The sequence below is a fragment of the Candidatus Pantoea gossypiicola genome (assembly GCF_008632075.1).
GTDB classification, from domain to species: domain Bacteria; phylum Pseudomonadota; class Gammaproteobacteria; order Enterobacterales; family Enterobacteriaceae; genus Pantoea; species Pantoea gossypiicola.
Genome location: NZ_VWVM01000021.1, coordinates 1 through 23,615 on the forward strand (window position 1 = coordinate 1; position 23,615 = coordinate 23,615).

The 23,615-nt window shown below is 48.5% G+C and carries 26 protein-coding genes, 1 other RNA gene and 1 pseudogene; 22 read left to right on the forward strand and 6 right to left on the reverse strand.

Annotated elements, in window-relative coordinates; genetic code table 11:
* Positions 1-159: 159 nt before the first annotated feature.
* Together F3I20_RS20265 and F3I20_RS20270 are read right to left on the reverse strand one after the other, a co-directional pair.
* Positions 160-453 (reverse strand): RnfH family protein, encoded by a 294-nt coding sequence (locus F3I20_RS20265; protein WP_150015986.1) that lies wholly within the window; start codon positions 451-453, stop codon positions 160-162.
* Complete coding sequence (locus F3I20_RS20270) at positions 446-880, reverse strand: type II toxin-antitoxin system RatA family toxin (protein ID WP_150015985.1); 435 nt, start codon at positions 878-880, stop codon at positions 446-448. The genes F3I20_RS20265 and F3I20_RS20270 overlap by 8 nt, the downstream gene beginning before the upstream one ends.
* 158 nt (positions 881-1,038) lie before the next feature.
* Here F3I20_RS20270 and smpB point away from each other — a divergent pair, with 158 nt between their 5' ends.
* The 7 genes and pseudogenes from smpB (at position 1,039) to F3I20_RS20305 (ending at position 6,728) form a co-directional block, all read left to right on the forward strand.
* Positions 1,039-1,521 (forward strand): SsrA-binding protein SmpB, encoded by a 483-nt coding sequence (gene smpB, locus F3I20_RS20275; protein WP_150015984.1) that lies wholly within the window; start codon positions 1,039-1,041, stop codon positions 1,519-1,521.
* Between the two features lie 43 nt (positions 1,522-1,564).
* Positions 1,565-1,927, forward strand: a transfer-messenger RNA (tmRNA) gene (ssrA, locus tag F3I20_RS20280).
* Positions 1,928-2,119: 192 nt separating this feature from the next.
* A pseudogene (locus F3I20_RS20285) lies at positions 2,120-3,326 on the forward strand (integrase domain-containing protein).
* A gap of 53 nt (positions 3,327-3,379) precedes the next feature.
* Positions 3,380-3,754: a hypothetical protein gene (locus F3I20_RS20290; RefSeq protein WP_150038411.1), complete on the forward strand. Its 375-nt coding sequence runs from the start codon at positions 3,380-3,382 to the stop codon at positions 3,752-3,754.
* Positions 3,741-4,322 carry an ABC-three component system protein gene (locus F3I20_RS20295; RefSeq protein ID WP_223813121.1) on the forward strand — a complete coding sequence of 194 codons (582 nt, stop codon included), beginning with the start codon at positions 3,741-3,743 and terminating at the stop codon, positions 4,320-4,322. The genes F3I20_RS20290 and F3I20_RS20295 overlap by 14 nt, the downstream gene beginning before the upstream one ends.
* Positions 4,322-4,816 (forward strand): ABC-three component system middle component 5, encoded by a 495-nt coding sequence (locus tag F3I20_RS20300; protein ID WP_150038413.1) that lies wholly within the window; start codon positions 4,322-4,324, stop codon positions 4,814-4,816. Before F3I20_RS20295 ends, F3I20_RS20300 begins: the two co-directional genes overlap by 1 nt.
* A complete protein-coding gene (locus tag F3I20_RS20305; protein ID WP_150053553.1) occupies positions 4,806-6,728 on the forward strand; it encodes an AAA family ATPase in 1,923 nt (640 codons plus the stop codon). Before F3I20_RS20300 ends, F3I20_RS20305 begins: the two co-directional genes overlap by 11 nt.
* Positions 6,729-7,002: 274 nt before the next feature.
* Here F3I20_RS20305 and F3I20_RS20315 read toward each other — a convergent pair whose 3' ends face one another.
* A complete protein-coding gene (locus F3I20_RS20315) occupies positions 7,003-7,254 on the reverse strand; it encodes an ogr/Delta-like zinc finger family protein (RefSeq protein WP_150038419.1) in 252 nt (83 codons plus the stop codon).
* Positions 7,251-7,967, reverse strand: a complete 717-nt coding sequence (sid, locus tag F3I20_RS20320) for a capsid size-determining scaffold Sid (protein WP_150038421.1) — start codon at positions 7,965-7,967, stop codon at positions 7,251-7,253. Before sid ends, F3I20_RS20315 begins: the two co-directional genes overlap by 4 nt.
* Before the next feature lie 521 nt (positions 7,968-8,488).
* On the opposite strand from sid, the gene F3I20_RS20325 reads away from it, so the two are divergent.
* The 12 genes from F3I20_RS20325 (at position 8,489) to oxlT (ending at position 19,610) form a co-directional block, all read left to right on the forward strand.
* Entirely contained in the window at positions 8,489-8,746 is a 258-nt protein-coding gene (locus F3I20_RS20325) for a helix-turn-helix transcriptional regulator (protein ID WP_150038423.1), read from the forward strand.
* Positions 8,743-8,991, forward strand: a complete 249-nt coding sequence (locus F3I20_RS20330; RefSeq protein WP_150038425.1) for a hypothetical protein — start codon at positions 8,743-8,745, stop codon at positions 8,989-8,991. The genes F3I20_RS20325 and F3I20_RS20330 overlap by 4 nt, the downstream gene beginning before the upstream one ends.
* Before the next feature lie 13 nt (positions 8,992-9,004).
* A complete protein-coding gene (locus F3I20_RS20335; RefSeq protein WP_140029726.1) occupies positions 9,005-9,532 on the forward strand; it encodes a host cell division inhibitor Icd-like protein in 528 nt (175 codons plus the stop codon).
* Entirely contained in the window at positions 9,529-9,795 is a 267-nt protein-coding gene (locus tag F3I20_RS20340) for a hypothetical protein (protein WP_150038427.1), read from the forward strand. Before F3I20_RS20335 ends, F3I20_RS20340 begins: the two co-directional genes overlap by 4 nt.
* A complete protein-coding gene (locus F3I20_RS20345; RefSeq protein WP_150038429.1) occupies positions 9,782-10,123 on the forward strand; it encodes a DUF5375 family protein in 342 nt (113 codons plus the stop codon). The genes F3I20_RS20340 and F3I20_RS20345 overlap by 14 nt, the downstream gene beginning before the upstream one ends.
* Before the next feature lie 14 nt (positions 10,124-10,137).
* Entirely contained in the window at positions 10,138-12,453 is a 2,316-nt protein-coding gene (locus F3I20_RS20350; protein ID WP_150038431.1) for a primase-helicase zinc-binding domain-containing protein, read from the forward strand.
* 281 nt (positions 12,454-12,734) lie between these two features.
* On the forward strand, positions 12,735-14,540 hold the full coding sequence (locus tag F3I20_RS20355; RefSeq protein ID WP_150038433.1) for a hypothetical protein: 1,806 nt from the start codon (positions 12,735-12,737) through the stop codon (positions 14,538-14,540).
* Between the two features lie 529 nt (positions 14,541-15,069).
* The gene (locus tag F3I20_RS20360; RefSeq protein WP_223811728.1) at positions 15,070-15,735 is read left to right on the forward strand and encodes a hypothetical protein; all 666 of its coding nucleotides are present in this window, start codon (positions 15,070-15,072) and stop codon (positions 15,733-15,735) included.
* 58 nt (positions 15,736-15,793) lie between these two features.
* The gene (locus F3I20_RS20365; RefSeq protein ID WP_150015974.1) at positions 15,794-16,267 is read left to right on the forward strand and encodes a hypothetical protein; all 474 of its coding nucleotides are present in this window, start codon (positions 15,794-15,796) and stop codon (positions 16,265-16,267) included.
* Between the two features lie 485 nt (positions 16,268-16,752).
* The gene (locus F3I20_RS20370; protein WP_150015548.1) at positions 16,753-17,574 is read left to right on the forward strand and encodes an RNase A-like domain-containing protein; all 822 of its coding nucleotides are present in this window, start codon (positions 16,753-16,755) and stop codon (positions 17,572-17,574) included.
* Positions 17,575-17,581: 7 nt separating this feature from the next.
* Positions 17,582-17,878 (forward strand): contact-dependent growth inhibition system immunity protein, encoded by a 297-nt coding sequence (locus tag F3I20_RS20375; RefSeq protein ID WP_150015547.1) that lies wholly within the window; start codon positions 17,582-17,584, stop codon positions 17,876-17,878.
* 457 nt (positions 17,879-18,335) lie between these two features.
* Entirely contained in the window at positions 18,336-19,610 is a 1,275-nt protein-coding gene (gene oxlT / locus F3I20_RS20380; RefSeq protein ID WP_150015546.1) for an oxalate/formate MFS antiporter, read from the forward strand.
* Between the two features lie 258 nt (positions 19,611-19,868).
* On the opposite strand, the gene F3I20_RS23995 is transcribed toward oxlT, so the two are convergent.
* Positions 19,869-20,039 (reverse strand): hypothetical protein, encoded by a 171-nt coding sequence (locus F3I20_RS23995; protein WP_190285984.1) that lies wholly within the window; start codon positions 20,037-20,039, stop codon positions 19,869-19,871.
* A gap of 29 nt (positions 20,040-20,068) precedes the next feature.
* Complete coding sequence (locus tag F3I20_RS24000; protein ID WP_190285983.1) at positions 20,069-20,206, reverse strand: hypothetical protein; 138 nt, start codon at positions 20,204-20,206, stop codon at positions 20,069-20,071.
* 235 nt (positions 20,207-20,441) lie between these two features.
* Here F3I20_RS24000 and F3I20_RS20390 point away from each other — a divergent pair, with 235 nt between their 5' ends.
* Genes F3I20_RS20390 through F3I20_RS20400 form a run of 3 tightly spaced genes read left to right on the forward strand, consistent with a single transcriptional unit; the run spans position 20,442 to position 23,577 of the window.
* Entirely contained in the window at positions 20,442-21,878 is a 1,437-nt protein-coding gene (locus tag F3I20_RS20390) for a circularly permuted type 2 ATP-grasp protein (protein WP_150038457.1), read from the forward strand.
* Positions 21,872-22,798 carry an alpha-E domain-containing protein gene (locus F3I20_RS20395; protein WP_013358779.1) on the forward strand — a complete coding sequence of 309 codons (927 nt, stop codon included), beginning with the start codon at positions 21,872-21,874 and terminating at the stop codon, positions 22,796-22,798. Before F3I20_RS20390 ends, F3I20_RS20395 begins: the two co-directional genes overlap by 7 nt.
* Entirely contained in the window at positions 22,795-23,577 is a 783-nt protein-coding gene (locus F3I20_RS20400) for a transglutaminase family protein (protein ID WP_150015545.1), read from the forward strand. Before F3I20_RS20395 ends, F3I20_RS20400 begins: the two co-directional genes overlap by 4 nt.
* The last annotated feature ends 38 nt before the right edge of the window (positions 23,578-23,615 follow it).

Below are 23,615 nucleotides of genomic sequence, written 5' to 3' on the forward strand. Positions count from 1 at the left end.
TGGTGGCAGAGTCAGTAGAAATCTATAACAGTCAGCGGCCACATCTGTCGCTGAAATACAAAACGCCTGATGCAGTGCATCAGGCGTTTTAACGGCATAACGTGTCAACCTATGCCAGGACTAGTCACTGCCATCCGCTGATTCTGGCGGGATAACGACTTATTTTTTGCTTTCTGCCGCCCGCTCTGCGCGCTGACGACGCAGCTCTTTTGGATCGGCAATTAGTGGACGATAGATCTCAATACGATCGCCCTCCTGAACCACATCATCCAGCTTCACTGGCCGACTATAGACGCCAACTTTATTACTGGCGAGGTCGATTTCCCGACGCAGTTCCAGCAGGCCTGACTTCAGTATGGCCTGCTCTACCGTGCAGCCCTGCTCCACTGTCACGTAAAGCTGATACTGCTTTTCAGGCAAGGCATAAACCACCTCGACGGAAATATCAGGCACGGTAAACCTCTTTGGCACGCTGAGTGAAGGCCTGCACCATGCTGTTGGCCAGCTCTTTGAAGATACGACCAAAAGCCATCTCTACCAGCATGTTGGTGAATTCAAACTCCAGGCTTAACTCAACCTTACAGGCATCATCGCCCAGCGAGACGAACGTCCAGCCGCCGGTCAACTTGCGGAACGGTCCATCAACCAGTTGCATATGGATGCTCTGGTTATCCGTCAGGGTATTGCGGGTGGTAAACGTTTTGCTGATGCCCGCCTTTGACACATCCACGGACGCCGTCATCTGATTATCAGAGACATCCAGCACGCGACTTCCGGTACAACCCGGCAGGAATTGCGGATAGGCATCCACGTCATTTACAAGTTGGTACATCTGCCCGGCACTAAACGGGACCAGCGCCGAACGACTAATCTGAGCCATAATGGTTCCTGTTCATCACAAAACCGCTGAATAATAGCATTTTCAGCGATTAAACAAAAATGTCCCCGGGTAAGGGTGTGCTAGAATATCCCGTTTCCTGCTGCCCCGCTGGACTGGGGATGCGATAACCGACTAAGTGATGTAAAATACGCCGCACTATGACAAAGAAAAAAACACACAAACCCGGTTCTGCCACTGTTGCCATGAACAAACGCGCCCGCCACGAGTACTTCATTGAAGAGGAGTATGAAGCGGGATTGTCGTTACAAGGATGGGAAGTTAAGTCGCTTCGTGCCGGTAAAGCCAACATCAGCGACAGCTATATTTTGCTGCGCGATGGCGAAGCCTTTCTGTTCGGTTCAACCTTTCAACCCTTAGCCGTTGCCTCCAGCCACGTGGTCTGTGACCCGACGCGCAGCCGTAAGCTGCTGCTGAAGCAACGTGAACTCGACTCTCTGTATGGCCGCGTTAACCGCGAAGGCTACACCATCGTGGCACTGTCGCTGTACTGGAAGAATGCCTGGTGCAAACTGAAGATTGGTGTTGCACGCGGTAAGAAAGAGCACGACAAGCGCGATGATATTAAAGATCGCGAATGGAAATTAGACAAAGCACGTATCATGAAGAATTCAGCGCGTTAAGCACTGGATTTTAGGTTGTTTAGTTGCTAGTATTTGTAGTTCTGGGGCTGATTCTGGACTCGACGGGATTGTGAAGCCTTAGGAGCATGCCGAGGGGCGGTTTGCCTCGTAAAAAGCCGCAAAAAAAATAGTCGCAAACGACGAAAACTACGCTTTAGCAGCTTAATAACCTGCTCTTAGCCTTCTCTCCCTAGCTTCCGCTCTTAAGACGGGGATCAAGAGAAGTCAAACCCAAAAGAGATCGCGTGGATGCCTTGCCTGGGGTTGAAGCGTTAAATCCAATCAGGATAGTCTGTTAGTGGCGTGTCTGTTCGCAGCTAACCGGCGAATGTAAAAACTGACTAAGCATGTAGTGCCGACGGTGTAGTAATTTCGGACGCGGGTTCAACTCCCGCCAGCTCCACCAAAATTCTTCAAAGATGGTTCCAGTGCCATCCGCAGAAGTCCTGAAAGCCCGCACGGCACAAGCCCTGCGGGCTTTTTTGTGTCTGTAATCTTCCGAGACGATCCGCCTGAATCCAGAGATAATTGGTACACGAATTGGTACACGCTATAATGTATACCAAAAACGTGTACCAATTATGGACGGAAATCAGTCATGGCGCGGATGACACGCCCCCTCACCAATAACGAAATCCTTAAAGCTAAGCCTCAAGAGAAAGACTTCACACTGCATGATGGTGACGGCCTTTTCCTACTCATTAAAACGTCGGGTAAGAAGCTATGGCGTTTTCGCTACCAGCGGCCAGCAAGTAGCAGCCGTACAAACCTTAGTCTTGGCTCCTACCCTGCACTGACGCTTGCGGTTGCACGACAAATGCGTGACCAATACCTGTCGCTACTTGCTCAAGGTATTGACCCACAAAAGCAACAAGAAGAGTTATCGGAGCAACGCCAAATCGAGCTGGATAGCATTTTCTCAGCTGTGGCCGGGAATTGGTTTCAGTTGAAAAGCAAAAGTGTCACAGAGGATTATGCGAAGGATATTTGGCGATCGCTGGAGAAAGACATATTTCCCGCTATTGGAGAGATTCCTGTTCAGGCGCTTAAAGCCAGAACGATCGTAGAATCACTTGAACCTATAAAGGCACGAGGTGCTTTAGAAACAGTTCGCAGGTTAGTGTAGCGGATTAAGGAGATCATGATTTATGCGGTTAACACCGGTTTAATTGATGTAAACCCTGCTTCTGGTATTGGTATGGCCTTTGAAAAAACCAAAAAAACAAAACATGCCTACACTTCGCCCGGAAGAACTACCCAAGCTAATGCGTTCACTGCATATGTCTAACCTATCCGTTGCAACACGTTGTCTTATAGAATGGCAACTTCTGACACTTGTTCGACCTTCTGAAGCCTCTGGAGCAAAATGGGATGAAATCAATCTTGATGAAAAGCTCTGGAGGATTCCAGCCGAACGCATGAAAGCTAATCGTGAGCATATCGTACCTCTATCTCCCCATGCTTTGATTCTCCTTGATGTCATGAAGACTATCAGTATCAATCGAGAGCACATCTTCCCGAGCAGGAATGATCCTAAGCAGCCAATGAATAGCCAGACTGCAAATGCTGCTTTAAAAAGAATCGGATATGGTGGTAAGTTAGTTGCACATGGACTTCGCTCAATTGCAAGTACAGCCATGAATGAAGCTGGATTAAATCCTGATATCATAGAATCCGCATTGGCTCATTCAGATAAAAACGAAGTCCGGCGAGCATATAACCGCTCGACATATATTAAGCAACGAATCCAATTAATTTATTGGTGGGGAGAATTTGTTTATAGAAATAATTTCTCTCAAAAATAGATAAACCATAGGTCACAATTAATAAATCAAATCTCAACTAGAAGGAATTATATATGGACATAAGTTTTTTCAAAAGCGCTCTTAAATACCACGCCACCCTCACCATTTTGAGTGTTGTTATACTATATCTTTTAACTCCAATGTTTAATAATATTAACTTCATATCCGAACATCCTTGGATGTGCCTGATCACCTTCATCGTTGCAGTTAACGCATGTTTAAAAGTCATTTTTATAAGCCAAGGCAGAAGCAATGGCAAACCAAAGCATGAGAAAGCATCTAAGATTGAAGGAAATAAAATAAATAGAAATAAAGCAAAAAACATTTCAATTATAACTGATGGTGAATTAACAAAAAATGAGATAAACGATAATGAAGCTTCCGGAGATTTTATCATTGGTCAAGGTACCAAGAATGGAAAAAAATAACGGTCTCCAAATAAATGATAACACTATAAGTGATAATAGTGCTGAACGAGATCTTATTATCGGTACTAATTATAGTTTTAATGAGGTCAGGGCTAAAAGCAATGCTTTAGCCAATCTATTATTGCGGTGTAAAGAACTGCGCTCTTCTGACCCTGAATATAAATATATGCTCGATGAGCTGCAAGAATATTTACTCCCTAGGCCAGGAAGAAAAATTATTGGTTTGGAAGGGAAGTTAAGAGAGGGGGACAGGTTAGACTTGCTTGAAGACGCTTTGTTTCTTGAAAACAAATTTGCGCGTCGCGTCTCAAAAAATCAGTTTTCATCTTCAGAAGAAGTAATCTATTGTCATTGTCTAAGCAAGATAAACTCCTCTTTTTCACATTATATCAAACCACTGTTTAAAAACACAGTAAGCACTGCTATAATCGAACGTATGATTTTCGATAGAATAGTGGAGCCACTTTATGAAGAAGTTTCCGAAGTCAATGCAGCCGTATCATTTGATTTGATAAGGGGAATGATCTTCTTTTTAACTGGCAAGTGTCATATTCGGTGGGTTGGATAATGATAATATATCATCCTTTTAAAGACGCTAATCATTGTTTATATAGAATAATTAGCTTGCTATACAATAATAAATCTTCAATAAGTGAAGAGCAAATTAACTTCATGGATTTTTATTATTTATTCCCCAGTCAACTTAAAAATATCACCGGCTGGCCGAGATCTAATTCTAAGCTAGCTGTAGATATTGGTAAAATAGGTGACTCATATGAAAAAATTGAAAACCCAAGAAGAGTTTTTTTCGAACTAAACATAATAAGAAAAAACACCTTGGCTCATTTATTTTCAAAAAAAATAATATCTCTTAACGAAAACAAGTTACATCTTCATGAAGAAAAGATCCCTACTGAATTAATAAATAAATTAGAGTCCGACTCTTTCAGAAAAGGATTTGAATATAGTGTTATAGCCAAGGAAATCCCTAAAATAAAGTTTAAGGGTAAAAATGGTTTAAAGGCTAAAACTAACCTTATGGAATATCGTTATGACAACTAAAAAAAGCACACTACAGCTCAATAGATTAGTGGTTTATTATGGCATTAAAAAAATCTATGATGAGGATTTTCATGCTGGTGTTAATATTATTCGAGGAGAACACTCAGTCGGAAAATCAACTATTTTAGACATGATTTTCTATGTTCTTGGAGGAGAGCCTAAAAAGGATGATTGGAAATACCCTGCGGATGTCTGTTCTAACGTTTTAGCTGAGATATCAGTTAATAAGAAAACTATAACTTTAAAACGGCAGATTAATTCCGAGGGAGGAATTCCTCATATAGAAATATACGACGGGAATTACGACAAAGCGATTAAAGACGTGGGAGACTGGAGCGATTACGGCTCACGACGTAATAATGATAAGCTAAGTTTTTCAGAGATCATGTTTGAACTTTTTGATTGGGGTCAATATAAATCTAGCGATTATCATAATTTAACAATGCATCAGATAATGCGCTTAATTTACCTGAGTCAATCCTCAGATTCAAACAGAATATTTCGAAAAGAGTCTACCCGTTCTGATAATGAAAACACTCGACTTGCAATTGCAGAATTTTTATTAGGCCTTGATGATCTTGAAACTCACTCCTATAGGCAAAGTCTATTAAAAAATGAGCGAGAATATGAGATTAGCGGCACAGAATTGAGAACTTATTTTGAAGTTTTGGGGAACACCGCAGACTTAACAGTTGAAAAAATCAATGAAGCAATTGAACAAAAGAAAGTTGAGCTTGATGATATTAATGCTAAAAGATCCTTGCTTCTTGATAAGAATGGAACCTTTGACGATTTAGGTGAAAATAATATTTCCAATGAAAGAAATATGGCACTTGAAAAAAGCCATAAGCTTACAATGAAAATAAACACTAAAAATATTGAACTAGATTCTATTAAGATAGAACTTCAAGACTGCATACTGTTCGGTAAAAGTCTTAACTACAGAATGAAAGCCTTAAATGAATCAAAAGATACTTATCAAAGTCTTGGGAAAATATCTTTTGATTATTGCCCATGCTGTTTTACTCCTATTTCAGATAGTTCTAAAGAGGATGAAGCCGGATGTGCTTTATGTAAAGCCAGTGAACTCACAGCTTCGCTTACTGAGAAGTACATTGAGACTTTAAATGAATTACAATATCAGACGAGACAAAATGAAACTATAATTAGAAAATTATCAGAAAACATTGAATATCTCGAAGGGTTTATTGCAGAGCTAAATATTGAATTACAGTCTACACAAAATAAATTATTTGATTTAAGTTTAACTTCCAATCACAGAGAGCTAGCAATCGCTGAGATCATTGAGGAAAGAACTGCAAAACTATTAGAAATAAGTTCATTGAATGAAAAAATAGAATCTGCAAGTAAGGTTGATAATTTAATAAAGCGAAGAGAGTATATTCTACAGAAAATCGAGGCGTGCAGAAACAAAATTACCGCATTAGAGGCTAAAAATGCGGAGCGCCGAACTTATGTCTACAAAATACTTGGGGATATTTCGACCAATATTCTTGAGATGGATTCGGGTAATGAGGAGAAGTTTAAAAGTGCAACTAGCCTTTCGACTGAAATTGATTTCGCTAAAGATAGATGGTTACTTAATGAACGGGTTAACTACTCTGATAGTTCCAATGTAGTTAAAAAAGCCGCTTTACACTTGGCGTTTTTATTATTCTCAATTACTGACGAATATTGTCGCTATCCGCGTTTTTCAATAATGGACTTTGAATGTGGTGATATAAACGAAGAGAGAAGTCAGAACCTTCAGAAAATAATCACATCTTGCCTTGATGGTAAAGTCGATTACCAATTGATCATGACAACGTCTAAAGTCGCTCCGAGTCTTAATAATGATGAATTGGGGGTAGGTCGTTTTTACGGAAAAAATGACTATATATTGAAAATTTAATTTCACGTCAGCTCAGTTTACTTTGAGACTAGCGCGCAATGCTATCCCCGCCACGCCTGCCCGCTTTATGCATCGCTTTTCATGCAGGTGCATGATGCGGGCCGGACCGCGTCCGGCATGGCCTGAATGGGGAAAAGCGATGCATGTTTTTTCATGCAAATCCATGCACGCTATGCATGCATCACTCTTTACAAAGCGGCTGGCCAGAAAAAGGGCCTCAGAAAGGCAAAGCGAAGACACAAAAAAGCCGCTGGTCGGCAGCGGCTGTGTGGGATTAATGTACCTGGCGAAATGCAGAACCGTAACGGCCCAGCGTCTGACGCTCCCTTACCGGTTCCGGTAGCGCTTCCGGTACTTTTTCCTGCTGTGGCGGTGCGGTGATGACTTTTGTGATGCTCTCGTTTGTCTTGAAGGTGCAGGAGCAGTCCAGGTTAGTGCACTGGTGATATCGCTCTTTCACCTGTTCGGACATATAGCGGCTCGATTTGGTGTGTGCCGCGCTTTTGCAGTAGGGGCAGTGCATCATTTCTGGCTGCCCTCCTGAAGTTTTACACGCTGTGCCCGGATTGATTCCCCCAGCTTCTGACGGCGCAGGGGGCGCGTATATAGCTCCATATCAACCCCCGTCAGCGCCGGACGATGCAGGCCGATATTCTCCAGCAGCGGAGCCTCTTTCAGCACGCTCTCTGGCAGAGCCGCAGCCGCCTGAGTCAGCGCTTCACCGACCAGATAAGCCACGTCCTTAATCCGGTCCCGGTCATCACCGGCAAACGTCGGGGAAAGTTCTTCGCGCCGGATACGCAGCTTAATGGCCCACAGCAGCGACGGACTTACGTTCCGCAGGGCTGACTGCCAGTGCGCATCCGAGAAACCGGTAAACGCCTCGCGGTGTGATTCCACGTACTCTTTGCCACTGCCGCAGCATTTCAGCATCGCCTCCTGCTTATCCAGCGCCAGCTCTTTCAGCAGCCCGCCGAACTCATCGGCCAGTTCCCGGCTGGCGATGCGCTGAGAATGTTCGGCGCGCAGCTCGTCGGTGAGATTGCCTCGCAGGTTGCGAAAGCTCGTGCGCCAGTTGCTCTCGGCTTCTTTCCCTGCCTCGATGGCTGCCTGCTGTTCTTTTTCACAGCGGGCGATATCGGCGCAGATACCGTTATAGGCTTTCATCCTTTCGGTATGTTCAGCGCGGGCTTTCTCGAAGCGTTCCAGTGATGCAGGTTTCTGTTCCGGGGTGGTCATGATTGTCTCTCATCGTCTGTAAAGGATGAGGCCATTCTGTCATGTACCACAGGACAGCGCATTTCATTGCTTTCCGCCTGTCGATGAACAAACAAGGGCATAACCGGTAGGGGATGGCCCTTAACTGATAATATTTCTTATATAACTGTTCACTGGTATTCACTGAGATAAAAAAGATAATAAATACAGTAATTAAGGCAGTGAATACTTTTAAGTTAAGTCTTCACAGAGTATTCACCAGTGTTCACACAGTCTTAGACAACAGCTTTTTTCTGGCGAGCCTTTTCCAGCGTTTAATCCTATCAATAACATCCTTTTGATTGCCTTAAACTTGCAAATGGCAAATGTTTGCAGTTCATTGCAATTTAATGGCAAACGATGGTTAAAAAATAATCACTCGTACTTATCTCAGCAAGCCGGACACTTGTTTACTTACCGAAAAATATTCTCAAAATAGGGGGTTACCTGAAGACACCACCGGAACCGGACAGTACCGGCCGGACTCACAATGAGGTAACACCATGCACGCAGTTTCATCCGTACCGGCCCCAGCCATTCCCGCGATCCGCGACGCCGTTTTCCCGCGCGACCGCTTCATGCGCCTGCCGGAAGTCATCAGCACCTACGGCCTCTCACGCTCGACCATTTACGACTTAATCAGCCGGGAGCAGTTCCCGTCGCAGATTTCCCTCGGCGGTAAAAACGTCGCCTGGCTGGCGTCAGAGATTGACGGCTGGATGCAGGCCCGCATCGCACAGCGCGCCGGAGGTACAGCATGATTACGCAGAATGTCGGCACGAAAACCTGTCCACTCACTCGCGAAAAGGCCGCCTTTGTCGCAGAAAGCCTGACGGCAGCCGTTAGCGGCAGCACAGTAACCGCACCGGCCTTTACCAGCGAAATGCACGGTCACATCTCCGTTATGAGTAAAAAAGCGAAGCCTGCCAGGCAGCGGGGGAAGAAAGAGAACGGGGAATTCCGATCAAATCCGCCGCAATCCGATCACGTCCTGACCGGTTGCTGAGGAAATCGCCCCGATGTGTGAAAAAAGGCTTTTCTCTGGCGAGCGGCCGTTATACAGTTTTTGTGCTGCCGCAAAATCGGCAGCCGGGCGTAGGAACCCGTGTTACTCAATGGCGACACCAGACGCGCCATGCGTCTTTTTTTGTGTCTATGCCTCAGTGCACCCATTATCCGGGCAACGGTTCTTTCGCCGTTGCGCCGTCTGCGTAATGGTGGCCCGGGCGGGGCAGCCTTCAGGCTGGCCGGTATCCATTGAGGCCGGTATTCCTACCCCCGTCCGGGCTACCACCCATGAGCGTAGGAACTCCGGTGGTAGCAGCAACCGCTACTCAATGGAGATTGTCCTCATGACAACGGTCCTTACTGCCGCTCACTCTCAATTCACCTTTATTTTTGCCGCCGTACGCCGCACCGATGCCGCCGCACGTCCCTGCATGCTGCGCACCGTGGCTGGCGATGAGCGAAGCGCCCGCGCCAGCCTCGCCCGCGATTACGTCCTGTCCTTTGCCGGTCGTCTGCCGGTTAAGGCGGTAGTCGCATGAACACGCTCGCAAAACGCCTGAATAACCATGACACCTATCCCATTCCCCACGCTGACTATCTGCGCCTGCTGCATGCGCACACGGTCGGCGTGACCGTGCTCGATATGTTCGACTCGGTGAACGGCATGAGCGCACGAGGCTGCGTGCCTGACGGCGCGGCGCTGGCCTCGGTCGTTGCCCTGCTCACCGACCAGCTTGGTAAAGTCGTTGAAACCTGTGAATCCCGGATATTAGCCACGGAGGCCCGCCATGATGACTGCTAATCACTCCTGCCTGCCCGTTGAGGTACGCACAGCCGTTTACCGCCGCGCGCTGGCGCAGGGCTATCTGAATGCCTGCAAAAACCTCGGCATCACCGTTTCAGCCACGCTCGATGAGTTGCAGATGACGATTGCCCTTGAGCTGGAGGGCTTCTATGTGCGCCGCCACGGCCCCGATGCGGGCATGGAGATGGCCTGCACCATGCTGGGCGATATGGTTGAGCCGGACCTGCTGACCGCGCCGCCGCGCCTGACGCAGCTCGGCGTCACCATGATGGATGAACTTTTCCGCAGCCAGCTTGCGGCCGCCAGCCGCATCACGATGCACTGAGGGAGAAAGCACATATGAAACATATCGTCTCTGACACCGTAAAGGCGGCCACCAGATTCTGGCCGCAGCTTCTGCCCGCACTCGGCATCAGCGTGCACGTCGGGGGGCGACACGTTGCCTGCCCTGCCTGCGGCGGTAAAGACCGCTTCCGTTTTGACAATCAGGACGGGCGCGGAACGTGGCTCTGTAACCAGTGCGGGGCCGGTGACGGCCTTAACCTGGTGGAAAAGGCGCTAAGTATCAGCGCTAAAGAGGCCGCCATGAAGGTGGCCGGAATGCTAGGCACGCTGCCGGAGTCGGCCCCGGTTATGCATGATGAAGCCGCAGACAAAAGCCGCGCGCAGGCAGACGCCGCAGCACGGGCGCAGGCACTTATCGCCGCCGCCATCAGCCGCACGGACAACGCCTACCTTTCATCGAAAGGGCTGCACGGTACGCATGCACTCACGCTTACTGATGCGCTGCGCTGTGGTGGCATCCGCTTTGCCGCCGGGGATGTGCTCATCCCACTGACCGGCGAAGACGGCACCGCCGTGAACGTGCAGCTCATCAGTGCCGCAGGCGACAAGCGCACCCTTCCCGGCGGGCAGGTTAAAGGCACGTACTGGCTGGCAGGCGAGCCGGATGGCAAAACGCTGTGGCTCACTGAAGGATATGCCACCGGCCTGACCGTGCACCGGCTGACCGGGCAGGCGGTATACGTGGCGCTGAGCGCCAACAACCTGCCCGCGCTGGCAAAGCGGCTGCGTGAGTCATACCCCGGTGCGCTGATGATGATTGCCGCCGACCGTGACGACAACGGCACCGGCCAGTTAAAGGCAGAAGAAGCGGCGAAAGCCTGTGGTGGTAAAGCCGCCCTGCCGCCAGTTGCGGGTGACTGGAACGACGTGTGGCAAATGCACGGTGATATCGCCACGCAGGCACAGCTCACCGGCTTTACGCAGCCGCAGCCGCTCAGCCCGTTTGAATCCGTCAGCGAGGCTGACCTGAAGGCCATGAGCGCCAGCCAGAAAGCCGAGTTGCTGGTCGCCCATTACGGAGAGGCGCTGGCCGTTCCGCCGGTCGGGGAGGAAATCTGCCGCTATGAGAACGGCGCATGGCAGGTGATGGAGGCGAAGACGCTGCGCCGGGAAATCGCCGCGCTGTTTCAGAAAGTACGCGCACCGTTCTCGGCCGCCGGTATCGGCAGCGTGCTGGACACGCTCAAGCTGATGGTGCCGCAGATGGGTGAACCGTCCCGCCGCCTGATTGGCTTCCGTAACGGCGTGTTTGATACCGCTTCCGGCACGTTCAGCCCGCACCGCCGCGAGCACTGGCTGCGCACCGTCAACAGCGTGGACTACACCGCCCCGCGTCCGGGTGAAAACCTTGCAGACCACGCCCCGGCCTTCTGGCGCTGGTTAACGCGGGCCGCCGGACATAATCACGACAAGCAGGAGCGCATTCTCGCGGCGTTATTTATGGTGCTGGCAAACCGCTACGACTGGCAGATGTTTCTTGAGGTCACCGGCCCCGGCGGCAGCGGTAAAAGCGTGATGGCCTCGATAGCCACTCTGCTGGCAGGAAAAGACAATACCACGTCCGCCACCATCGACACGCTGGAATCCTCACGCGAGCGCGCCAGCGTGGTTGGCTACTCGCTGATTATCCTGCCAGACCAAGAGAAATGGAGCGGCGACGGCGCGGGCATCAAGGCGATAACCGGCGGTGATGCGGTGGCAATCGATCCGAAATACCGTGACGCCTATTCAACGCATATCCCGGCGGTCATTCTGGCGGTGAATAACAATCCTATGCGCTTCAGCGATCGCAGCGGCGGCGTGTCACGTCGCCGGGTAATCCTGACGTTCCCGGAAGTGATACCGGCAAAAGAGCGCGATGCTCAGCTACTGGATAAAATCAGCACCGAACTGGCCGTAATTGTTCGTCACCTGATGCAGCGCTTCGCGTCGCCTGATGAAGCCCGCGAGCTGCTACAGGCGCAGCAGTCATCCGGCGAAGCGCTGGAGGTAAAACGACAGGCCGATCCACTGGTCGATTTCTGTGGCTATCTGATGCCGCTTAGCACAACAAACGGGCTGTTCATCGGTAACGCCAATATTCGCCCGATAAACCCGAAGCGCTATCTCTATCATGCGTATCTGTCATTTATGGAATCGCGCGGCCATCAGCACCCGCTCAGCCTAACGGCTTTCGGCCAGGCGGTGCCACAGACTCTGAAAGAGTACGAGCGCGTACTGCTCAAGCGCCGGACGAATAACGGCATACAAACTAATCTCACGCTACATGAAGACAGCGAGGCAGATTGGTTGCCCGCATGTAGCGCCTGATAGTTCCGTTCCTTCTAAACCGGCTCAGGCCGGTTTTTTATTATTTTTACAAAGTGATCACCCCTAGTGCACACTCATGTAGAAGTCCCCATGAACCCTTCACCATATAAGATATTGAATTAATTGCTTAAATATGATGAGTGAACATTGTGAACACTTTTATACAAAATCATTTTTTTAAGTTAGCTCATTCACAAAAATCGACATTGATCACTGTTTGATCAACTAACTATTTATAGGTTACATTAAAAAACATTAATGTATTAATAGGGAGTATTCTTATGGACTATGTTGATAAGCTACATATCAAACCGTTTCTTTCAATACTTTTAGGGATGAGTCCTGAAGCAACAAGCGCAGCAGAAACCCATGAAAAAATTTCAAGTATAATTCGCACAGAGGGCCGAAAAGAGCAGGTTGTTAATATGCATCCTGTTAGACAGGATTCATCTGGCGAAGCTCTTATTTTCTATACCCATTATGAGGTTCTAAAAAATCCAAGTTGGTTTTCAGGAAATATACTAACTGACATTGAAAACCATATTTTCATCACCTTTAACTTAAATAATACATTCGCATTTTACGTGTCTGAAAAAGGGTTAAAGGATGAAATAAGAACATATTTCTTTACGCCATTAATCCCTAATATTAAAGTAATTAACATTAGTCAACTAAACTATCTATTCATTAATGAAGATAACATTAAAATGTTATGGCTATTAGGCACACACGGAAGAGAGAGTTTTAAAGCTGACTCAAAAGTTTTAGGTGGCGAGAGTGTGGCTGATACTTTAAACCCCCTTGAAGATCAATCATTTGTAATGTCAGCAGTTCGTACATCCTTAGATGGGACAGAAAAAACAATTGGTCTAAATCCATATAAGTCATCTTTATGGAGAGGACCATGCAAGGATTGGAAAACGTTTGAAAATAGGGTCATCGAAATAATTGACACAATTGATAAAAATAAAAATGAAGTTGAGAACCCAATAAGCATATTAGCTACACCCATTGCAGAAATGAAGGGAGTAAGTAATGTTTATGACCTATCTTTTCTCGATCCTGAGTTTAATAAAAATGATCTAAGTGAGAGCAAAGTCGATCGACTTCATACAATTAAAAACAAATATACCTTTAAGATATTTGACACCTTAAACTCGCCAGACATAAGTTTAGAAATATTCAAAAATCTTATAAGTATTGGAGAAATAAAGATATCACCTAAGATATTGGACTACTCAGTTGAATTTGATGTAATTGAAAAGATACCAAAGAAAGGGAAAAAACCCGAGCTTGATTACTTTGCAAATACATTTAAATACCCTGAGTTGATTAAATGCTGGTATGAGTCAGGGCATGCGATAATTAACAGCAGAGTATTCAAGACAGAATATCGCGATGTTATCTATAATAATTTCATATGGGCAAACTTTGATAATTTTGATATTTCAAAAGAAAAACCAGAATTAAACGGCAAAGCAGCATTAAACAAAATCGGCACTCAAAAGTCTCTTTTTTGCTGGATGAAACATCATTGGTGTGGTCTCTGGGATTCACATGAAAACTTCATGACAACGGATAAGCCTTCGGGGTGGTTATTTTGCGATGATGGCGCTGGTGAGAAAGCTGATTTCATTCATATAGATGAGCATAAGGATAAAGTTTATATTTCTTTAATTCATATTAAAGCTGCGAACTCAAATAGCTGTGATAGAAGAATATCAGTTGGTGCTCATGATATAGTTTTGAATCAAGCAATCAAAAACCTTAGATATATCAGTAGAAAAAATTTAACAACTGATCTAAGAGAACGAGCAGAAAATGCCATCGCTAAATATTGTTGGAATAATAATGTAATTAGTGATCATGGGTCATTTATAACTGCGATTGAAGCGCTGGAAAAAAATAGCAAAATTAAATTTAGAGTGATAATTGTACAACCTCACACTATGAAAAGTTATTATGATAAGAATGTTCAATCAAACATACGAAAACAGCTTGACGTCTTGTTAGTTAGCGCCGAGTCGGCTATCAGGGCATCAGGCGCAGAATTTTATATAATTGGTCACGACGATGGTAAGAATTAAATTTGATACATTTTATATCTCATTTAAGTATGAACGATGACAATTGGTACACGTTTAGGTACACGAATAAAAGTTGAATTGAATAAAAGCCAATTTTTACATGAGGTTGCGCAGTCTATTCAGACTCCGCCAGCGAGGGTTACCAGAACCCTCATCAAAGTCCTGAGAGCCCGCAAGGTGAAAGCCTTGCGGGCTTTTTTGTGTCTGTAATCGGCTGAATTGCTCCAAACAAACGCGGTAATTGTGGAGCGGTGACGGTGCCCGCATCAATGCCATCATCGGCAGCATATCGAGCCGCAGGGTGATCCTGCACATGTCGGAGCCAAATGAACTCTATAGGGGGAATGTCACTATCAGTCCGCGTCAGGCCAGGCATTACCTCCACTACGACAGATTGCCTGAATGGAGGCCAGCAGCCTCAAGAATCCGTTCAGTATGAAAATTCGGCGGATTGCATAATGAGGCAATTTTCAATTTCATTAGCACATTTGTTATATTCGTGGAGTTGCTCATCTAACAGGGACTGAAAATGGATACGGCCTTACTTAGTGCGCTGGACTCAGACGGCAAAACGAAATTTGAAAGTGCGGTGAACGCATTACAAGGCGATGTATCTGCGGCGGCAGCAAGGCTCTCTGTCGATCCCCGACTGCGTCTTGAGTACTCTAAACGCATTAAAGAAATGGCTGAAGATCTCAGAGCAAAAGTGAGTAGTGGCATTATTAGCTGGGATAAAGCTGCAATGGAGGCACAGGAAACCAGAAATCTGATAATGGATATGGTGCGCACCCGGAGTACGCCACTTGGCAGGGCAATGGCAGAAAGGATGAAGACCTCAGGCGTAACGCTCAATGAGTTAGTCGCCAAAAAAACTGCCGCTATGTTCGGGCCAAAGGCTAATTTTTACAGCTTATCTGAAACGCAAAAAAATCAGGTTTATGCCGCGATTGTAGAGTCAGCGGGTAAATCAAATCCTCAGGTCAACCTGAGAATGATGGAACTATCCCATGCAGCTAAAGGCTTGATAGTTCTTTCTATCGAGATATCAATGTATGAAATATATACGTCAGACAACAAAGCATCAGAAACCGGCAGGCAGGTTGCTATTAACGGAGCTGGTATTGCGGGCGGTTGGGCTGGCGGTGCCGTTGCAGGTTTGATGTGTGGACCTGGCGCCCCCTATGCGTGCTATTAGGCGGATTTGTCGGCGGTGCTTTAGCGGCGTGGGAAATGGGCAACTGGTGGAAATAGAAATGGAAGAAGTCACTACAATATCGCTGTCGGAAGTTAATGAGGCAACAGATACCGCCCAGGCTCGTTCCGAAGTTTTGATTGACGGCATCTCAACGGGAATTATCATCCCTGGAAAAGTGCTTGAGGGTGCGATAATAATTGATGAGCGCCGCTATCTTTTATTCATAACAGATGACGTTCTTTTTGAAGAGATGCTGACGCTCCTGCTGTTAGATCTCTCTCAGGGAATTTTAGAGGAACTGACTATTGGGGGTATTTATACTTCAGGTCATTTCGAGGCTTTGAAAGTTTCACCTCATTCTGCAAGTTTCCGCTTCATCGGTGATACCACGTGGACAGTAAAAGTATCAGCATCGCCAACGTTTAAGATTCCCTTTTCTGATCCTCCCGGAGTAAGCCGCCCAATGGGATTGAGAAAATACATTGATATCAATGCTAACCCTGCACCAGCCAAAGCAGATGGTAGTAGATAGGGTAATCTGAAGCCCTTTTAACCTATCAGCAGAGCAGGTGACCAGGCAGCAGACAAAACGGCATTGGTTTACGCTTAGGAATATCAGTTAAATGTGCGAAGCTGCCCGCATTATTGCTTAGCCAGTTAATCTCGCTACGTGCTTAACCCGGTCAAGGACAACACTGTCAAACGTCGGAGAAAGTTTTTCATGACAGATACGCAAGTTAATGACACATAGCAGCTACGGGCTCACGTTTCGCAGGGCTGACTGCCAATAAGGATCTGCAAGTTCAGTAAACGCCGCACAGTGTAATCCAATTTACTTTTTGCCGCTGCCACATCATTTCAGCATTGTCTCCTGTTTATCCAGCGCCAGCTCCTTTCAGCCACCTGTGAGAAATGAATAGCTTTCACTAACTTAATTTATGGCACTGAAATGGTTGGCAGCACCTGAAAAAAGCATACAATTATGCTGTTTGCCTTTTAAACAAATAAGGTCACATTATGGATGATGGCATAAAGATCGCGATGTCCCCTGTTCAGCTTGCTGCCGCACTCTCTGATAAGACAGTGACAGAGGCGGAAACAATGAGTAACCGCCTTCTCGGGGGGTTGGGACTTGTCATGGGATGCCTTGAACTGGCTGGTGCAACTGCTCTATGTATAGCACCTGAACCTACCGGATTAACAAAAGCAGGATGTGTTGTCGTCGGCGCACATAGTCTCGATAGCATTAATGCTGCTGCAAATCAGCTCATTGTGGGCAGAGACACTCGCACAGCAACATACGAGACAGCAACAGCAATTGCCAAATCCTTTGGAGCAGATGAAGATACGGCTATGAAAATCGGCCTGACTGTCGATATCGCTGTTCCACTAGGATTTGCACTTGGCATCGGCGCAAGTCGTGTAGCAGCAGTAAGAGCTGGCCGCATTAAACTTACTGAGCATGAGTCAGTCACAGGTTTGAAACCCGGCGGGCATACGCTTTCCACACATGTTGGCAAAAGCGATGCAGAACTATTATCCCGCTTTGAAGCCAATAAGCGTTTGCAGTATTCCACTACCTTTACCAACGTGCAGATAGCCGAAGAAGCCATATCGAAAGCGATTTTTGCTAATCGGGACGTTATAAAATCGGTCCTTGGCGGAGGCAGACAGGGAGCCAGGTTAACTATTCGAAATGCATCTGGCAAAGCGATTGGCTACGGTTTCCAGCGCGGGAGTAACCAGCGAATAGTCATGACAAATGTGAGAATTGTTATCGAGTTTCAGCAATATAACGGCAAACCCTATTACATTCTCACAGCATTCCCGGATCTATAGGTACAAAATGCAAAAATTCCACTTTCTTGACCAACTTATTTTCGGTTATTTCAACCAGGACGCGGACATCATCAATGATGGCGAGGATACGGTCGAAGGCATAGTACGGCTATTCAAAAAGTCAGTACCAGACTGGATGCTCAAAGATCTCGCCGAAGAAGTTGATGATTTTATCTCCGCCTATGGTGACGGTGTCGAAGAGGAGTTCAGGAAACGATATGGGTTTGATTTTGCCCCTGAACTATGGGAAACCACGGCTCAGGAATTCCTGATGACTGTTCGTCAGATCTCGTCAGAGAAATGAGGCTTTCAGGATAATATTTTCCTGGTTGATGGTTACCAGAACCATCATCGAAGTCATTAAAGCTCTTACAGCACAAGCCCTGCGGGCTTTTTTGTGTCCTCAATCCGAACATTTCAAACACCTGTTTATCTTTTTCCGGTAACACCTTTCTGTTCATAACCTCGAATATCAGAATGTACCGGATGGCGTTTCTGACTGACCATCAACCGTCTCCCACGCACCATCTCAGCGCACTCATTTTTTGCAGCCCATCACATTTATTCCGCCCGTAACTCCGTTACCAATTGAATTTAAGCATTTTTTCAAACTGGCACACATCCTGCTTTATTGCTTTACGTACATATTTATGTATCGGGATGACTGTCTCAGGGATTTAGCATTTGCAGCTAATGGTCTGGATAGGTGCGACAACAAAAACGTGGTTAAGCAGAGCAAAGCGTAATTATGGAGACAGACAATGACCTCGATAAGTGAACCAGTAGTAATAGCGAAACACAGCAAGTGGGTACAGCTTCTGCTTGGATTACTTTGCATGGCAGCCATTTCCAGTCCGCAATATGTCTGGACGCTGTTGACCAAACCGATGATTGCTAAACTCGGCGTCGGGCTGGCGGAACTTCAGGTCACATTCTCGCTGCTGATTATTCTGCAGACCTTTTTCTCACCTTTTCAGGGTCGGCTGGTCGAACGCTTTGGCCCACGTCTGCTGATCTCCATCGGTACACTGATGGCGGGTTTCAGCTGGGTGATCGCTGCCCGGGTCAACAGCCTGACTTCACTGTATCTGGCCTACGGCTGCCTTGGCGGACTGGGGACGGGTATTGTTTACATCGGCGTAGTGGGACTGGTGATGAAGTGGTTTCCACAGCAGCGCGGTTTTGCCGCCGGAACCGTGGCGGCGGGCTACGGCATGGGGGCCATTTTCACCACCTTCCCGATTTCTATTTCTCTTAATAGCTACGGGCTGGAGCAGACGATGACGACATTTGGCCTCATCTTCGCTGCTGTGGGTCTTCTCGCCAGCCAGAACCTGAGACTGCCTGAAACCAGCATGATGATCCCGGCCAGCAAAACACCGTCTCCCGTACTGGACCAGCGCCAGTTTAAATCCGGAGAAATGCTGCGCCAGCCGTTGTTCTGGCTGATGTTCATGATGATGACCATGATGTCGACTTCAGGGCTGATGGTGACTTCGCAGATGGCGATTTTTGCCGAAGACTTTGGCATCAACAAGGCGGTAATTTTCGGCATGGCCGCCCTGCCCCTGGCGCTGACCATTGATCGTTTTACTAACGGTTTAACACGTCCCCTATTTGGTTTTATTTCTGACCGCTACGGCCGTGAAAATACGATGTTTATTGCCTTCGCGCTGGAAGGCGTAGCGATGACGTTGTGGCTTGCCTGCCGCGAAGATCCGTTGCTCTTCGTACTGCTTTCAGGCGTCGTTTTTTTTGGCTGGGGCGAAATCTTCTCGCTGTTCCCATCCACACTGACCGACACCTTTGGCAGCGAAAATGCTTCAGCGAACTATGGCTGGCTGTATATCTCGCAGGGTATCGGCGCGGTCTTTGGTGGTCCGCTGGCGGCGCTGATGTATCAGCACACCCATAACTGGCACCTGGTCTTTGGCTGCGCGATTACCTTCGACTTCATCACCGCTGGCCTGGCGTTGTGGGTTCTCAAGCCCTGGCGTGCGCGGTTTATGCAGGCACAAAATACTCTTTCACGCTGATTACCAGGAAGTGAATAAAGCGCTTAAAACAGCGTCCCCCGACTACGTGTATTGCCATTGAAAATACTTCGCCTGTCAGAACTCCGGGCGCATCGTTAAAACTCTGTTCGATAGCGGAGACAGTGACCACCCGCTGATCTTCATTCCCTTCTCTCCGTGATATAAAACGCCCCGGCAGTCGGGGCAAAGTACTTTTTACCCGGTCCAGTAAGTGCCGGTCGATTCGACGGCGAGGAACGGTTTATAGCATTGCGTTTGCTACGCATCGGGAGCGGCAAACTTCTGCGGATAAAACACCCTGGCGAAGAACTGCACGGCCAGCACGTTACAGGAGGAATGGTACCAGATGCCAAAACTGCGACCGGCTTCAACCGCTTTCAGCGTGCTGATGCCTTTACGCGACAGCAGCAGCTTCAGGCTGGCACTCACCTGTTCTGCAGTAGTCTGCGTGCCCGGCACTAAACCGGCGGGTAGTGGAGCGCCCGCTTTTGGCGGTCTGGTGCCACCGCGACCAGATAGACATCCGGCTGCGCGGCAATAACTTTTTCCAGATTCACCTGCCCGAGCGCCCCCGGCAGATCAATAAAATCCCCCATATTACCGTTACCGTCTAAGCGACAGCTTCATGAGCTGAAGACGCCTGAGCCATGACCATTTTGTTGTTCACCACGTCACACTAAGCGCCATAGTAAGACATTGCTGCTCTGCGCCTGCACCAAAAAAGTGCTTTAACCCTTGCACTATCTCGGCTTTGCACCGTTCCGCTTCTTCTGAGGCTGGCACACTTTATGCTTGGATAGATTCACAGCCTTTAACGTCTGCGAGGTGACGATGCTGAATATCAATCTCTCCGCTTCACCCTTTTTTGATGAGATGCTTCTGGCTGAAGGCGAACACCGTGACCACTACGCCGCCTACTGGCAATGGCTGCAGCAGGCCGATCACCAGGCGGTACAGCGCAAGCGGGAAGAAGCCGCCCTCCTGTTTCACCGGGTAGGGATAACGTTCAATGTCTACGATGACGATAATGGTGCTGAACGGTTGATCCCGTTCGACAGCGTGCCACGTATTATTCCGGCCGCCGAGTGGGCCATGCTTGATGCTGGTATCCGTCAGCGTGTGCAGGCGCTCAATGCCTTTCTCTACGATATCTACCACGAACAACACATTCTGAAAGCGGGCGTCATTCCGGCAGAACAGGTTCTGGCTAACGAACAGTATCAGCCCTGTATGCAGGGTGTTGATCTCCACCGTAACATCTACGCACACATTATCGGCGTGGATATGGTGCGCAACAGTGATGGTGAATATTACGTCCTGGAAGATAACCTGCGTACCCCCTCCGGCGTCTCCTATATGCTGGAGAACCGTAAGATGATGATGCGGCTCTATCCGGAACTGTTTGCACAGCAACGCATTGCGCCCGTAGAACGCTATCCATCGCATCTGCTGCAAACGCTGCGTGAAAGCTCACCCGTCAACGATCCCACCGTGGTGGTATTGACCCCAGGCCGCTTTAACAGCGCTTACTTCGAACACAGCTTCCTGGCCCAGCAAATGGGCGTTGAGCTGGTTGAAAGCGCCGATTTGTTCGTGAAGGATGGCATGCTGTTTATGCGCACGACCGCCGGGCCATGCAAAGTGCATGTGATCTATCGTCGGGTTGACGACGCCTTCCTCGATCCGCTGGCGTTCCGCCCGGACTCCATGCTCGGCGTACCCGGACTGCTGTCAGTTTATCGGGCTGGCAATGTTGTCCTGGCCAATGCCATCGGCACGGGTGTGGCTGATGACAAATCTATCTACCCCTACGTACCGGATATGGTGCGCTTTTATCTGCAGGAAGAACCGATTCTCAACAACGTCCCAACCTGGCAGTGCAGGCATAAAAATGAGCTGTCGTATGTGCTGGCAAACCTCGAAAAAATGGTGGTGAAGGAAGTTCACGGCGCTGGGGGTTACGGCATGTTGATTGGCCCCGCCGCGAGCAAAGCTGAGCTTGCCCACTTCCGTGACCTGTTGCTGGCGCGTCCGCAGAATTACATCGCGCAAAACACGCTGGCGTTGTCCACCTGCCCTACGTTTGTCAACGACGGCCTGGCACCACGTCATATCGATCTCCGGCCCTTTGCGCTCAGTGGCGCGGAGATCCGACTGGTGCCTGGCGGGCTTACCCGCGTCGCGTTGACGGAAGGATCGCTGGTCGTCAATTCATCTCAGGGCGGCGGAACCAAGGACACCTGGGTACTGGAGGATGATCTATGCTGAGCCGGACAGCCAGTGAACTCTATTGGATGGCCCGCTATCTGGAGCGGGCAGAAAATATCGCCCGGGTGCTGGACGTCACCAACAAGCTGTCGATGATGCCAATCCGTAACGGGGGTACGCATGATCTGCTGGTACCGCTCAACCTGACCAGCACCAGCGGGCTGTATGCTGAGACCTACCCGACACTGACGATGCCCAATCTGGTCAGTTTTTTCGCCCTGGATAACCGGAATCACAGCAGCATTTTCAGTTGCCTGCAGATGGGCTGGAACAACGCGCATGCGGTGCGTGGCAGCCTGTCATCTGAAGTCTGGGAATGTATTAATGCCACCTGGATCGGGATGAAATCGATACGCCGTCAGGGCATCGGCTCAGACGGTGCCGACGCCTTCTTTGACTGGGTGAAAGAGCGCTCTCATCTGTTCCGCGGTGCCATGTTCGGTACCCTGCTCCGCAGCGATGCGATGCACTTTATCCGCCTGGGGACGCTGCTGGAACGGGCTGATGGCACCGCCCGTCTGCTGGAGGTGAAAAACCGACTAATGGACATTGATGACGATCCGGTGCGCGAATATTACCGCATGGACACACTGCTGCAGGCGGTAAGTGCGCGCGAAGCCTACCATAGTATTTATAAGCAGCCCCTGAGCCGGGAGACTATCGCCGAACTGATGATCCTGCGCAACGAGCTGCCACGTTCGTTGCTGGCGTGTATCAACGATATGGTTCAGCAACTGGAGCTGATTGGGGGCCGTGCAAATCCGCCACGCCGCCTGGCGCACATCCTGCACGCCGAGCTGCGCTTCAGCTCCATGAAAGACCTGAACAGAATCGGGCTGAACAACTGGCTGGAAGCCTTTCTCGCTCAGGTCAACGAGATCGCCGAAAGTATTCATCACACGTATCTGGAGGCGCAATGAAACTTAGCATTGAGCACAACACGCACTATCGCTACGACCAGGCAGTGCAAAGGAGTATCCAGTACCTGCGTCTGACGCCTCAGGAATCGCCTCATCAACGCATACTTTCCTGGCAACTGACCTTGCCGGAGAAGGCGGTCTGCACCACTGACGCCTTCGGCAACATTATGCATGTGCTGACACTCGATGAGCCGCATGAGTCCATCACCATTCAGGCACATGGCGTGGTAGAGATTGAACACGGCATTGAAGATCAGGCTCAGGGACATCTGTCGCCGCTGGTCTTCCTGCGCCACAGTCCGCTGACCCAGCCCGATGCGGCGATTCAGGCGTTTGCCCTGCGTTATCATCAGCCTCAGGCGATTCTGGCCGCCCTGGAAAACCTGATGGCAGACCTGCTGCTCAGGATGCCTTACACCCCAGGTACTACCCTTGTGACCGACAGTGCCGCTGAGGCTTTCGCCGCCAGTACCGGCGTCTGCCAGGATCATACGCATGTCTTTCTGAGCTGCTGTCGTACTCTGAATATACCGGCACGCTACGTCAGCGGTTACCTGCACAGCAAAGATTCTACCCATGTCGCCACGCATGCCTGGGCCGAAGTGTGGGTGGAAGACCGCTGGCACTGCTTTGACGTCACCAACAATACCCGTATCCCTGATCAACATCTTAAGCTTGCCGTCGGCATCGATTACCTGGATGCCTGTCCGGTGCGTGGTTTACGCATTGGCGGGGGATATGAAGATATGTGTGCGATTGCCGCCGTACAAATGATGTAAATCGCGACTTGCTGATGGTGAAAACTTCATGCACGCTG